At 43.0% G+C, this 12,513-nt stretch carries 12 protein-coding genes and 1 riboswitch; of the genes, 5 read left to right on the forward strand and 7 right to left on the reverse strand.

Going from position 1 to position 12,513, the window contains the following annotated elements:
* Positions 1-20: 20 nt before the first annotated feature.
* The 5 genes from htpG to fadB form a co-directional block, all read right to left on the reverse strand.
* Positions 21-1,925, reverse strand: a complete 1,905-nt coding sequence (gene htpG, locus ACYQ2C_RS01985) for a molecular chaperone HtpG (protein ID WP_460099702.1) — start codon at positions 1,923-1,925, stop codon at positions 21-23.
* 233 nt (positions 1,926-2,158) lie between these two features.
* Complete coding sequence (locus ACYQ2C_RS01990; RefSeq protein ID WP_460099700.1) at positions 2,159-2,599, reverse strand: PaaI family thioesterase; 441 nt, start codon at positions 2,597-2,599, stop codon at positions 2,159-2,161.
* A 4-nt stretch (positions 2,600-2,603) separates the two neighbouring features.
* Positions 2,604-3,146 carry a PaaI family thioesterase gene (locus ACYQ2C_RS01995; protein ID WP_460099697.1) on the reverse strand — a complete coding sequence of 181 codons (543 nt, stop codon included), beginning with the start codon at positions 3,144-3,146 and terminating at the stop codon, positions 2,604-2,606.
* A gap of 84 nt (positions 3,147-3,230) precedes the next feature.
* Positions 3,231-3,692, reverse strand: coding sequence for an N-acetyltransferase family protein (locus ACYQ2C_RS02000; RefSeq protein ID WP_460099694.1), 462 nt, complete (start codon positions 3,690-3,692; stop codon positions 3,231-3,233).
* 341 nt (positions 3,693-4,033) lie between these two features.
* Positions 4,034-6,181, reverse strand: a complete 2,148-nt coding sequence (fadB, locus tag ACYQ2C_RS02005) for a fatty acid oxidation complex subunit alpha FadB (RefSeq protein WP_460099691.1) — start codon at positions 6,179-6,181, stop codon at positions 4,034-4,036.
* 237 nt (positions 6,182-6,418) lie between these two features.
* A riboswitch (TPP riboswitch) is annotated at positions 6,419-6,517 on the forward strand.
* Positions 6,518-6,597: 80 nt separating this feature from the next.
* On the opposite strand from fadB, the gene ACYQ2C_RS02010 reads away from it, so the two are divergent.
* From ACYQ2C_RS02010 to ACYQ2C_RS02030, 5 genes are all read left to right on the forward strand, one after another.
* Complete coding sequence (locus tag ACYQ2C_RS02010) at positions 6,598-8,775, forward strand: TonB-dependent receptor (RefSeq protein ID WP_460099688.1); 2,178 nt, start codon at positions 6,598-6,600, stop codon at positions 8,773-8,775.
* A gap of 14 nt (positions 8,776-8,789) precedes the next feature.
* Entirely contained in the window at positions 8,790-9,044 is a 255-nt protein-coding gene (locus tag ACYQ2C_RS02015) for a YkoF family thiamine/hydroxymethylpyrimidine-binding protein (RefSeq protein ID WP_460048686.1), read from the forward strand.
* Between the two features lie 35 nt (positions 9,045-9,079).
* The gene (pnuC, locus tag ACYQ2C_RS02020; protein WP_460099685.1) at positions 9,080-9,670 is read left to right on the forward strand and encodes a nicotinamide riboside transporter PnuC; all 591 of its coding nucleotides are present in this window, start codon (positions 9,080-9,082) and stop codon (positions 9,668-9,670) included.
* A 23-nt stretch (positions 9,671-9,693) separates the two neighbouring features.
* Positions 9,694-10,449, forward strand: a complete 756-nt coding sequence (locus ACYQ2C_RS02025) for a phosphotransferase (RefSeq protein ID WP_460099682.1) — start codon at positions 9,694-9,696, stop codon at positions 10,447-10,449.
* A 97-nt stretch (positions 10,450-10,546) separates the two neighbouring features.
* Positions 10,547-10,852 carry a hypothetical protein gene (locus ACYQ2C_RS02030; RefSeq protein WP_460048690.1) on the forward strand — a complete coding sequence of 102 codons (306 nt, stop codon included), beginning with the start codon at positions 10,547-10,549 and terminating at the stop codon, positions 10,850-10,852.
* Between the two features lie 11 nt (positions 10,853-10,863).
* On the opposite strand, the gene ACYQ2C_RS02035 is transcribed toward ACYQ2C_RS02030, so the two are convergent.
* On the reverse strand, positions 10,864-11,280 hold the full coding sequence (locus ACYQ2C_RS02035) for a hypothetical protein (protein WP_460099678.1): 417 nt from the start codon (positions 11,278-11,280) through the stop codon (positions 10,864-10,866).
* Between the two features lie 350 nt (positions 11,281-11,630).
* Positions 11,631-12,503, reverse strand: coding sequence for a succinate--CoA ligase subunit alpha (sucD, locus tag ACYQ2C_RS02040; RefSeq protein WP_460048693.1), 873 nt, complete (start codon positions 12,501-12,503; stop codon positions 11,631-11,633).
* Positions 12,504-12,513: the final 10 nt, after the last annotated feature.

The raw sequence follows: 12,513 nt of genomic DNA on the forward strand, positions 1-12,513 counted from the left end.
TGGCTTTATGGAGGAGAGAGCTAGTGAGATAGCTCTAACAAGAGTTTGTTCAGTCTTTGAACGTATCCCGCAGGGTCTGACAAGGTGCCACCTTCTGCTAGGTTTGCTTGGTCGAACAGAATTTTTACCAACTCAACAAAGCGATCTTCGTCGGGCTCCATGTCCAATTTAACCACCAGCGGATGCTCAGGGTTAAGCTCTAAATCGGGTTTAACCTCGGGAAGAGCTTGGCCTGCTTGCTCCATCAAACGACGCATTTGTGCACCCATGTCGTGCTCACCCACCACCAAACAAGCAGGTGAGTCGGTTAAACGATGGGTAATGCGAACGTTATTCACGTCGTCTTTTAAAGCTTCTTTAGCGCGCTCAAGTAAACCCGCCAATTGCTTTTCGCTTTCTTCTTGTGCCTTCTTCTCTTCTTCGGAATCTAACTTGCCAAGGTCTAGAGAACCTTTGGCGACATCTTGGAAATGTTTGCCGTCAAATTCCATCATGTTGCTCATCAACCACTCGTCAACACGATCTGAAAGAATGAGAACCTCGATACCTTTCTTGCGGAATACTTCTAGATGCGGACTGTTCTTAGCGGTATTGAAGTTTTCAGCGGCCACAAAATAAATTTTATCTTGGCCTTCTTTCATGCGTTCAATGTATTGCTCTAAAGACTGATCTTGGACTTTAGAATCGGTATGGGTGGACGAGAAGCGCAGTAATTTCGCGATTTTTTCGCGGTTGACGTAGTCTTCTGCCGGACCTTCTTTTAACACTTGGCCGAATTCAGACCAGAAGGTGGTGTAATTTTCTGGATCGTTTTTCGCCATTTTATCGAGCATATCCAACACGCGCTTGGTTAACGCTGTGCGCATGGCATCGATATTTGGATCTTTCTGTAAGATTTCACGAGAAACGTTTAGCGATAAATCCGCCGAGTCGACCACACCTTTAACAAAGCGCAAATACATTGGGAAGAACTGCTCGGCGTCATCCATGATGAAGGTACGTTGCACGTACAACTTTACGCCGCGTGAACCGTCACGGTTGTACAAATCGAAGGGTGCTTTCGATGGAATGTACAGCAAACTGGTGTAATCGAGCTTACCTTCTACACGGTTGTGACTCCATTTAAGAGGGTCGGTAAAATCGTGAGAAATGTGCTTGTAAAACTCTTTGTATTCTTCATCGGTTATTTCACCACGTGGACGTGTCCATAACGCGGTAGCGGTGTTAATAACCTCGTCTTCTGGAGTTGCAGGTTGGTCTTCGTCATCCGCCCCGTAATGCTCTTTGGCCATAACGACCGGAATTGAAATATGGTCGGAGTATTTCTTAACGATAGAGCGCAAACGCCAACCATCGGCAAATTCGGTTTGATCGTCTTTCAAATGCAATACGATTTTGGTACCGCGATCGGCTTTCTCAACAGTTTCTACCGTGTATTCAGCTTCGCCATCGCACTCCCAATGCACGCCATCTTCGGGCTTAGCACCGGCTCTACGGGTGAACACTTCGACCTTGTCGGCAACGATAAACGCGGAATAGAAACCAACACCAAATTGGCCAATAAGATGAGAATCTTTGCGCTCATCGCCGGTGAGGTTTTGCATAAACGCGGCCGTGCCCGACTTAGCAATGGTGCCCAAGTGCTCCACAACTTCATCGCGAGACATGCCAATGCCGTTATCGGAGATAGTGACGGTTTTTGCGTCTTTATCAAATTCGATGCGGATTTTTAGGTCGCTATCGCCTTCAAACAAACTATCGTCTTTTACCGCTTCAAAACGCAGCTTGTCGGCAGCATCGGAGGCATTGGAAACAAGTTCTCTTAGGAAAATTTCTCTGTTGGAGTACAGAGAGTGAATCATCAAATGTAAGAGTTGTTTGGCTTCAGTCTGGAAACCGCGAGTTTCCTTCTGGGCAACAGTCATCGAGAGTAGCTCCTCAAATAATAAGTCTTGCTCTTGTTCAAACGGCACTGGTGGTAGCACAGTGCCTACTTGGCACTATAGGTGAGGGCTTTCAAAAAGATTTCAAGGCAAGAAAGGCTAATCAATCAGCAGAGCTACATGTTGATGATTATAAAATCGGAATAAAAAAGCAGCCGACGACCTCTTCCCTGAGCGAATGATTATTTTTCGAGTAACTGGGCTTGATTACTTGATTAATGTGGCTCTGTAATGAAGTTCGCCCGTGCCGTCGCAATGGGTTTGTGCTCCTCTTGCTGCCAGGCTCGAACCTGCACATTCGTCACTCGATTACCCTGACGCAGAATTTCACAAGAGGCGTAGGTATCGAATAAGCGCCCTGCTCGCAAAAAATCGATGGAGAAATCAACCACTCTAGGAATCACCGGTCGTTCAAATTTTAACAATAAAAACATCGCCGCAGAGACTTCCATAAAACCTGAAATAGCACCGCCATGAATGGCAGGCAGAGTTGGATTACCCACCACACTCTCTTGAGCAGGCAAGCAGAAAAGAATGCCTTGTTGTGTGTCTAAAATTTTAATGCCGAGCGTTTGCGCGTAGGGAATTTCATCAACAAGCTTTGTGAAATCGCGTTGGTTCTTAATGTGCTCAATATTTCCAAGAAAATGATCCATGGTATTAAACCGCTCCTTTTTCGAGTATTGCATGAATACTCGACTGCATCGCCACCGTATGCTCGGCGCTGAGTCGTGAAAAATTAGCGTGTACGGTGGCAACCGGTTTTTCTTGTTGTTGATAAGCAACGCCGCGCGTGAAAATAATGTTTTTCGTCATTTTATAAACCTCGGCGTGGGCAAAAATATCGCTGCTGTTGTCACCTCGGCTCAGATAATCAACACGCAAGTCAAGAGTGGGCGCAAACGATAATTCACTTAAAACACTCAATGCTGCCGAGCCACAACAGGTATCGAGCAAGGTCGTTATGGCACCACCGTGCATAACACCGTTCGAAGGATTTCCCACCAACCGTTCTTGAAAAGGCATTTTCATGGCTACGGTTGCGCGCTCTATGCTGATGTATTCAAGCTGTAGCTCGCTCACATGGTTAGCTTTTAATTGACCGCCCAACACCAGTTCACAGAGTTTTCTAACCTCTTCGAGCGACACCAACTCAGACTCTGGCGGTAAAACAAGTTCTGGAAAACTGTATTGTATTTTCATAGTTAAGGTGCCATTGGAGAATTAACTCGGCATTGGAAATTTGGATTAACCTCTCAGTGAATGAACCGGTATTTCCAATTGCTCTTAATTCAGTTTCATTTGTGTAATGTGCGGCTTAAAACCTGCTTTTTGGTAGGCCGAAATCGCCGCCGTATTTTCTGAGTATACCTCCAGATAAATATCGTTAATATCCTTCGATTTTGACCAAGCAACCAATTGCTCAATAATACCTGCGTTCAAACCCATGCCACGAAACTCGGGATCGACATACATAAATCCTAATAGCACATGTTCTTTGTGGGTTAAATACGCTTTTGACGGCAAAATTTTTGCGTAACCACTGGCGAGAATCCGTTGTTCTTTTTGCGCAACGACTACGCTTGAATATTCACTCTCAATTAAATCAGCAATACTGTAATAGGATACTGGGTCGGGTTCTATACACGGATTATAAGGTCTCTCAGAAGAAATAATGCCTTGTTCAAATGCTAAGAGAATGGGTAAATCTTCGAGCGTTGCTTCGCGGTAAATGATGGTGGTAGACATTTTTAATAAAGAGATAAATTAGGTGTTTATTTAGGGGGAGATCTTAGAAAAATATTCTAGGAATCTCTGATTAATGTAAAGCAGGGATATACAGCAGACGATACTCTTTTGGTTAACCTATTTTGAACTGTGGCCTTTGTAATTAGCGGCTTTGTAATTATGGCCTTCTGAATTAAAACTGTTTATTCAACGAAACCTTCCTGTCAAACACATAAATGCCCGTCAAACACATAAATGACCAATAAAAATCATGGCCGAAAAAAATAACTGTGATCTATTAAGGAAACCTCCAATTAAATCATGAATGAGCTAATCGGAGGTTCCTAATAGGTTCCTAGGGTTTATTCGCCGTAAAAGGTTTGTCCAGATTCTGCCATAGCGCGTAATTTATCGGTGACCTTATAAAGATTTCCGTAACCCGCATACTTGTCGGCAATTGATACAAACTCGGCAATGCCTAGTGTTTCTACATAACGAATTGGACCGCCTCTGAATCGTGGGAAGCCTAATCCGTACAGCATCGCCATGTCTAACTCAACAGCACTATCGACGATATTTTCTTCCAAGCAGCGTATTGCTTCTAAGCAGAATGCAACCATTAATCGCTCGCAAATGGTGTTTTCATCATAACTACAGTTGCCAGTGACAACCTCATCCAATACAGAAACAGCGTTGCTATCTTCGGTCTTTTTCGCTCTGCCACGTTCGTCTTTGGGGTAGCTATAAAAACCGACACCATTTTTTTGCCCTAAACGATCCTTCGCTAATAAGTGCTCGGCGGCAGTGGTGAATTCGTATTTCATGCGATCAGGAAAACCCTCGGCAAGTACGTCTGCGGCGTGAACCGTCGTATCCATACCAATAACATCGCATAAATACGCAGGCCCCATTGGCCAACCAAAGTCTTCCATAACTTTGTCTATGGTTGTGAAGTCTATGCCTTCGTTAACCATTTGCATAAAGGCGCCCAAATACGGGAATAGCACGCGGTTTACCAAAAATCCGGGACAATCTTTAACAACGATCGGTTTTTTACCCATCGCTAAAGCGTAATTAACGGTTTTAGCAATAGCGGCGTCTGAGGTTTTGGTACCCTTAATAACTTCAACCAACGGCATTTTAGGAACCGGATTAAAGAAGTGCATACCTAAAAAGTTTCCGGGTCGAGCAAGATTTTCAGACAAATAATCGATTGAAATCGTAGATGTGTTGGTAGCTAAAACGGCGCTATCGGAGATTTCTTTTTCTACTTCGGCCAATACCGCTAATTTTACTTTGGGATTTTCAACAACCGCTTCTATCACTAGGTCGATTTTATCAAATCCGTCGTAGGTTAATGTGGGCGAAATATTGGCAAGTACTTTTGCTTTTTTATCGGCGTTAATTCGGCCTTGATTTTCTAGACGTGCAAGCAGTTGTGTGGCTTCATTAACACCGAGGTCAATACCGGCTTGATTGATATCTTTCATAATAATCGGCGTGCCTTTATAAGCCGATTGATAAGCGATACCGCCACCCATAATACCAGCGCCTAAAACCGCCGAGTGACTTACAGGCTCTGAAGATTTTGCGTATTTTTTAGCAATTTTAGCCACGGCCTGCTCGGCTAAAAATACGTTAATTAATTGCTTGGCAACTTCGGTTTTGCCCATTTGGGCGAAATATTTCGCCTCTATTTTTAATGCGCCATCACGATCAAGATTTGCGCCTTCCTCAATACATTTGACTGCGGTTAAAAGCGCGGGATAATGATGACTAAACGATTTGCTCACCGAATCTTTTAATTCGGCAAATAAGGCTGGATCATTTTCGGGAGCAATCAGAGGTGATTTTTTCTTAGCAACAGCGCCCTGCCAATCCATCTCACCGGCAATCGCTTTCTCTAAAATGACTAAGGCTTCATCCAGCAATTGCTCTGGCTCTACAATCGCATCGATAACTCCAGCACTCAGGGCCTCGGTAGCTGGATAATTGGTTGCTTTGGTAATCCACTCTGTCGCCGTACGAACACCAACAAGTCGAGACATTCTAATGGTGCCGCCAAAACCCTGAATAATACCAAGATTGGTTTCTGGCAAGCCAATGGTCGAACGTGGGGTGGCAATTCGAAAATCACCCGCGAGGGCAATCTCAAGACCACCACCCAAACAATAACCGTTGATGGCAACTACGGTTGGTACAGGTAGGTCTTCTAATTTATTGAAAATATCAAAGGTAATGTGCTCGATATTCGCGATTAAATCGGGCATGTCTTGGGAAAACATTTCTCCGAATTCTGTAATATCAGCACCAACCACAAATGAATCTTTGGCACTGGTCACTACAACACCGCGGACACTGTCATCGGTTGTGAGCATTTCTAAGACGTGTTGCAATTCTGCCAAGGTCGCCTTATCAAATTTGTTGATAGGCAGATCTTGGCGATCAAAACGTAATTCTACAAAGCCATCGGATAATGAATTCAACGATAAGGTCGCGCCTGAAAACATAATTGAGCCCTCTCACAAGCTGGTATTAAAATTTTTTGAGCGTGAAAATCCAGTCTTTTTGATATCCCCTAGACCTCGCAGCTCAATGACATAAGGATCGTTCAATCACGTTAACATTAGTCAGTTGATAACAGCAACGATCTAAGACAGTTGCCATCTGTGAATGTCACCAGTTCCACAAGAATGTATTTTTGTGCCGGCTCGGCTTTCAATTTTTACGTTTGCCGTTACAATAGCCGCGATCCTAAGGGGTGGCTTATGCCTGAGATGCAATTGCGCGAACCCTTATGACCTGATCCGGTTAATGCCGGCGTAGGGATAGGAACACATCACGAATTTCCGCCTGTTTCGCATTTGCATTCCGGGTCTCCGTAACAACGCTGTATCAGCGTGTTAATCGTTAATTGGAGGCTCTCATGAAGTTACCGCACAAACCGCAAATCCACAAAGCTCATTTACCTAAACTTAGCATTGCCAGTGCTGTTGCCTCGTCTTGCTTGTTGTTCAGCTCTGCATTAATAGCCGCTGAAAACACCAACAATAACAGTATTGAAGAAATTGTAGTGACCGCTGAACTGCGCGAAACCAATCTTCTAAAGCAGGCTTCCAGCGTTAGCATTTACACCCAAGCGGATATCGAGCGTCAAAACGCTTCACACCTTGAGCAAGTCTTGTTAAACGCTCCCAATGTGAACCTAGCCAGTGGCGCTTCGCGCGGGCGTTTTATTCAAATTCGCGGCATTGGTGAGCGCTCCGAGTTTGTTGAGCCGGTTAACTTCTCGGTTGGTGTATTGGTAGATGGCATCGACTTTACCGGTATCAGCACGGCAGTAACGGCAATGGATGTTGAACAGGTAGAAATTTTGCGCGGTCCGCAAGGAACCGTTTACGGAGCTAACGCTTTGGCCGGTCTTATCAATGTTAAAACCAACGATGTATCCCCAGAGCTTGGCGGCTCGATTAAAACCTCTTTTGCGGAATACGATACGCGCTCGGTTGAAGGAATTTTGAATGTTCCGCTCAACGATAATTTGGGCGCACGAATCGCTCTGCAAAAAAATGAAAGCGACGGCTACATTGAGAATACGTTTTTAAATCGTGACGATACTCAAAATATCGATGAAACCGTGGCAAGAACCACCTTTTCATGGCAAGCCACTGAGCAGTTAGCCCTCGACCTAATCTTATTTTATGCCGACGTCGATAATGGTTACGACTCGTTCTCTCTCGACAACGGACGTCAAACCCAAACCGATCAACCCGGACATGATCGTCAAGAAACCTTTGCTGCCGCTCTAACCTCGACCTGGTCATTGGATAACGGTCATCAATTTATTGCTTCTTTAAGTCAGGCTGACTCCGACACAGAATACGGTTTTGATGAAGACTGGACGTTTGTGGGTTTTTGCGACGGTCTTGCCTGCGACGAAGATGTTGTTGGCTTCCCGCTGGAATACTCATCGTTCGATAATTTTATTCGCGACAACAAAAACACCGCCGTTGATCTGCGTTGGTTATCGGACGAAGGCGACATTACTTGGTTAGCGGGTTTGTATTACCGTGATCAGCAGGTGGATTTACGCCGTGTTTACACGTTTTTAGACAACGATTTTTTAACCGATTATCAAACCCAAAATACCGCGATCTACGGCCAGGTAAGCTTCAGTTTAAGCGATAATCTTACGCTTACTACCGGTGCTCGAATCGAGCAAAGAGACGCCGATTACGCCGACAACGATTCGGTTCGATTAGACGCCGATGAAACCGAGTGGACCGCCAAAGTCGCCCTTGAATACCAAGTGAGCGACAATCATTTCTTATATGCATTGGTTTCGCGAGGATTTAAATTTGGTGGTTTTAATCCGAACAACACCTTAGAGCCAGAATTTCGCGAATACGACTCTGAGGAATTAATTAATTACGAAGTTGGCAGTAAAGGTGTGTGGCTTGACGGTCGATTGCAAACGCTCGTGTCGGTCTTTTATCAAGATCGTGAAGATGTACAAATCACCTCTTCGAATGTGGTCTGTCCACCCGAAGGTTTCCCCTGCCAATTTAACGACTTCATTGACAATGCCGCAGCAGGAACCAGTCTTGGATTAGAGGCGCAGGTAGATTTTGCTCTAACCGATGCAGTAACCATTTACTCTAGCCTAGGTTTATTGGATTCCGAGTTTAAAGACTACGTAAGCTTCTCTCACGTTGATGCCGATCCAATGTTTAATATTGGCGTAGATCTCGATGGTCATGATCTGCCGCAAGCACCCAAGTACACCTATACCATTGGCACCAATGTACAATTAAGCTCGGCGTTAAATGTTGATATACAGGTTCAAGGCAAAGACGAGTTTTTCTTCTCCAACGATCACGAGTTTAAATCGTCACCTTACAACCTAGTAAATGCCCGCGTGGAATACACACTTGAACAGTGGCAATTTGCGCTCTGGGGTCGAAACATTGGCGATAAAGATTATGAAGTTCGAGGCTTTGGCACCTTCAGTAATGATCCTCGTGATTTTTTTGCTGAACCAGAACTCTACACTCAACTGGGCGAACCCAGAGTGTTAGGTGTAAGTGCAAACTACACATTTTAATTGAGGCTGACATTATGATGTTATCAGTAGAGTTAACCATGTATCCGTTTAACGGGGATTATATTCCCCCAATAAAAGCCTTTATCGAAAAGGTAAATTCAATCGACGGTTTGAAGGTGCAAACATTTCCGACCGCAACCATTGTTATGGGCGAATACGATCGAGTCATGGACTCACTGAAAATGTTATTGAAGTGGAGCTATGAGACCCAAGGCAAGGCCGTATTCGTTGCTAAGTTTTTACCCAATTCCGAAGTGTTAAATTCTTAATTTTTACTAGCAAAATAACTTGAGGTTTTCTCAAAATGCATATTCTTTTAACTTGGGAAAACCTCGCGGTTATTTTAGCCATTGCCTATCTGCTGTTTGTTTTGTTAGAAAACTCTCTCGCTTGGGTTTGTGCTTTTTTTAGCACAGCCATTTATACACTGTTATTTTGGGACGTAAGCCTGTTTATGGATTCGGCCCTGAATGCGTATTATCTCTTAATGGCGGTGTATGGTTGGCTGCAATGGAAGAAGCGCTCGGATCAGTCGCAATCAATAACTATTCACTCTTGGTCGCTGCATAAACACGCCATAGCAATATTATTGATTGTGTGCGCAACTGGAATTAGTGGTTTTTTCTTAGCAAAGAATACCAGCGCGGCTTGGCCTTATCTTGATTCTTTCACCACCTGGGCAAGTCTATTTGCCACCTATTTGGTAACCCAAAAAGTGTTGGAAAATTGGTTGTATTGGATTGTTATCGACTCCGTTTCGGTCATGCTCTATTTTGAAAGAGGTCTTACGAGTACTGCTTATTTATTTATTTTTTATGTAATTTTGTGTGTGTTTGGCTGGGGGCGTTGGAAGAAACAACTCAGCGGTGATGTGTCTCTAAATGCTGCATCTTAATTGATCAACAGCTACGCATAATTATGCAAATAAATAAGGTATTGGCGACTTGGGAAAACTGGGGAAATTGCAATCCTAACTTCGCTAAACTTACAACGCCGCCCAAAATCATCGCTCGTAGTAACGACGGTTTAACCAACGGTGCCTTTTTTTTATCAACACGCTCGGATAAAAAAATTGAATTTACGTTAAAATTATTTTCTCCGCTTTCCAATACCTATGGCATTAACCGCCAACATGAAGTTTATATACAAACAAAAGTTGCAGAGCTAGGTTTAGCACCAACGCTCATTCATGTTGATTACGACATTGGCTTTGTTGTGTCTGAGTTTATTGAAGGGAAAATCTTTAATGACCTATCAAAGTTGCCTCTAAAAAGTAAAAATCTACTTATAGAAGCTATTTCGTCCTATCAGGCAATTACGCTTGATCTTCCTGAATTTAACTACTACGAACATTTACATCGTTACGCAGAAAATTGTTCCAACACGTTAATTGGTAACGATTTAAAACAATGGCAAGAATTTTCGGTGCATTTAAAACAGTGGCAAACACAACAGCGCACCTTAAAACTGACCCATCACGACCTAAACCCGAATAATATTATTGTTGCTGATAATAACCTCGCTATTATCGATTGGGAGTACGCAGGCCTAGGGGCCGGTGAGCTTGATTGGCTCGCCATAGGTGAGGCATCGAACTCTGTTTCAACAACCAATCAAAGAATTATTATTCAAATTAGTTTTTGGTTAGAAAAATTATGGTTGTTACAGGAATAACCTCTGGGAGATTTGATCTGAGTGCTACACTAATTAGCAGAAACCTATTACCTTAATTGCATATGTTGATGTCTGGGTGTAGTCACAAGGAATTTTTATGTCAATTTTGAATTTGAACTCTCACAACCTTACGGCGCTGTACAAATTAGACATTGAAGTGAAAAAATACACCGGTAAACGCCATCAACTTGCCTCGGAACAATCGGTTATTGAGCTGATAAAAATAGCTTTTATAAGCCCATTTCCAACCATTAAAGCTGCCTATCAACAATTCATAGATTCGCTAGATTCTAATCAGCAAGAAAAATTAAACAGTTTGGGAATTGTGCTAATTAATGCTCGAAAAAATAAACAGCCTTCAAATAAAACTTGGCTAAATCGCTTAATATCTCAGCTTGTTTAAATTCAGCAAATTTAATCAATAACTCTCCCGCGATACACACGTTTTTTTCGTTGCATCTCTGCCATTGCAGTTTCGCTGTCGGCACCGGTATTTTCTGCGTTAGAAGTTGACGACTCAGAAATAATGTTGCCACGATAAATTTTAGGCTTGGTAGTATCTTGAGATTTAGCAAGGGCTTGAGAATGCTCTCGACTAGATATAACCCCGCGATAAATAAGTTGTTTTTTTACTGATTCATCTAGGCCGATTTCAAAGTTTTTAAATGCGTTGGCAACGGCTCGGTTGGTGCTGGCACTGGCTAATCGAACTAAATCGAGTAATGACGCTTCGTTAGAAAGATTGTGTTTAACGCCAGTTTCTCGGCGAATTTGAAGCTCTAATTGGTGTAATGCAATGATGTTACTGGTAGAAAAAGTTAGCGCTGTCATAGATATCCTTACCTACTTTTAATTGTTATACGCGAAAAGGTAATTCTAAAGTTGCATCCGGCGCTAATAATAGCCGTTAAAATTACAGTTATCACTATTTTTACAGATTATTTACAAAACACTAATCAGAGAGGAATATAGACAGAGCGGTGATAAAATCTAAACGCGTAATAATTGTTCAAAACACACAAATTACAGACATTAATTAAATAGACAAATATGTAGCTTTAAAAACAAAAAAATAATAACAGTTTTTAGTCACCAATTTATAAAATAAAAATTTAAAAAATTAGACATAAAAAAGGCGACCCAAGGGCCGCCTTTTTCAAAAATTAATCCGTAGATTAATCTTACCAACCAGTAACTTCTTTCAAAGTTTTACCGATGTCTGCAAGGCTGCGACAAGTAGCAACGCCAGCATCATTTAATGCAGCGAATTTCTCGTCAGCGGTACCTTTACCACCAGAAATGATTGCACCGGCGTGACCCATGCGTTTTCCTGGAGGAGCAGTAACACCTGCAATGTAAGAAACAACTGGCTTGGTTACATTTGCTTTAATGTAAGCAGCCGCTTCTTCTTCGGCAGAACCACCGATTTCACCGATCATTACAATCGCTTCGGTCGCTGGGTCTTCTTGGAACAACTTCAGAATATCAATGAAGTTAGAACCAGGAATTGGGTCACCACCAATACCAACACAAGTAGATTGACCGAAGCCCGCATCCGTAGTTTGCTTAACAGCTTCGTAAGTCAAAGTACCAGAACGAGAAACGATACCTACTTTACCTGGCAAGTGAATGTGACCAGGCATAATGCCGATCTTACACTCTCCTGGAGTGATAACGCCTGGACAGTTAGGGCCGATTAAACGTACGCCCAATTCGTCACACTTAACTTTTACTTCAAGCATATCCATAACTGGAATGTGCTCGGTAATACAAACGATTAGTTTGATACCGGCATTTGCTGCTTCCAAAATGGAGTCTTTACAGAATGGCGCAGGAACGTAGATTACAGATGCTTCCGCACCAGTAGCTTCAACGGCTTCTGCAACAGTGTTGAATACAGGCAAGCCTAGGTGAGTAGTACCACCTTTACCTGGAGTAACACCGCCTACCATTTTTGTACCGTAAGCAATCGCTTGCTCAGAGTGGAAAGTACCTTGGCCGCCAGTGAAACCCTGACAAATTACTTTGGTGTCTTTATTAATTAAAATACTCATTGTGCTTCCC

The organism is Sessilibacter sp. MAH3, from assembly GCF_054658275.1.

Coding starts and splice junctions, on each gene's coding strand:
- htpG (WP_460099702.1), bottom strand. CDS start 1,925: ATGACTGTTGCCCAGAAGGAAACTCGCGGTTTCCAGACTGAAGCCAAA.
- ACYQ2C_RS01990 (WP_460099700.1), bottom strand. CDS start 2,599: ATGGATCATTTTCTTGGAAATATTGAGCACATTAAGAACCAACGCGAT.
- ACYQ2C_RS01995 (WP_460099697.1), bottom strand. CDS start 3,146: ATGAAAATACAATACAGTTTTCCAGAACTTGTTTTACCGCCAGAGTCT.
- ACYQ2C_RS02000 (WP_460099694.1), bottom strand. CDS start 3,692: ATGTCTACCACCATCATTTACCGCGAAGCAACGCTCGAAGATTTACCC.
- fadB (WP_460099691.1), bottom strand. CDS start 6,181: ATGTTTTCAGGCGCGACCTTATCGTTGAATTCATTATCCGATGGCTTT.
- ACYQ2C_RS02010 (WP_460099688.1), top strand. CDS start 6,598: ATGAAGTTACCGCACAAACCGCAAATCCACAAAGCTCATTTACCTAAA.
- ACYQ2C_RS02015 (WP_460048686.1), top strand. CDS start 8,790: ATGATGTTATCAGTAGAGTTAACCATGTATCCGTTTAACGGGGATTAT.
- pnuC (WP_460099685.1), top strand. CDS start 9,080: ATGCATATTCTTTTAACTTGGGAAAACCTCGCGGTTATTTTAGCCATT.
- ACYQ2C_RS02025 (WP_460099682.1), top strand. CDS start 9,694: ATGCAAATAAATAAGGTATTGGCGACTTGGGAAAACTGGGGAAATTGC.
- ACYQ2C_RS02030 (WP_460048690.1), top strand. CDS start 10,547: ATGTCAATTTTGAATTTGAACTCTCACAACCTTACGGCGCTGTACAAA.
- ACYQ2C_RS02035 (WP_460099678.1), bottom strand. CDS start 11,280: ATGACAGCGCTAACTTTTTCTACCAGTAACATCATTGCATTACACCAA.
- sucD (WP_460048693.1), bottom strand. CDS start 12,503: ATGAGTATTTTAATTAATAAAGACACCAAAGTAATTTGTCAGGGTTTC.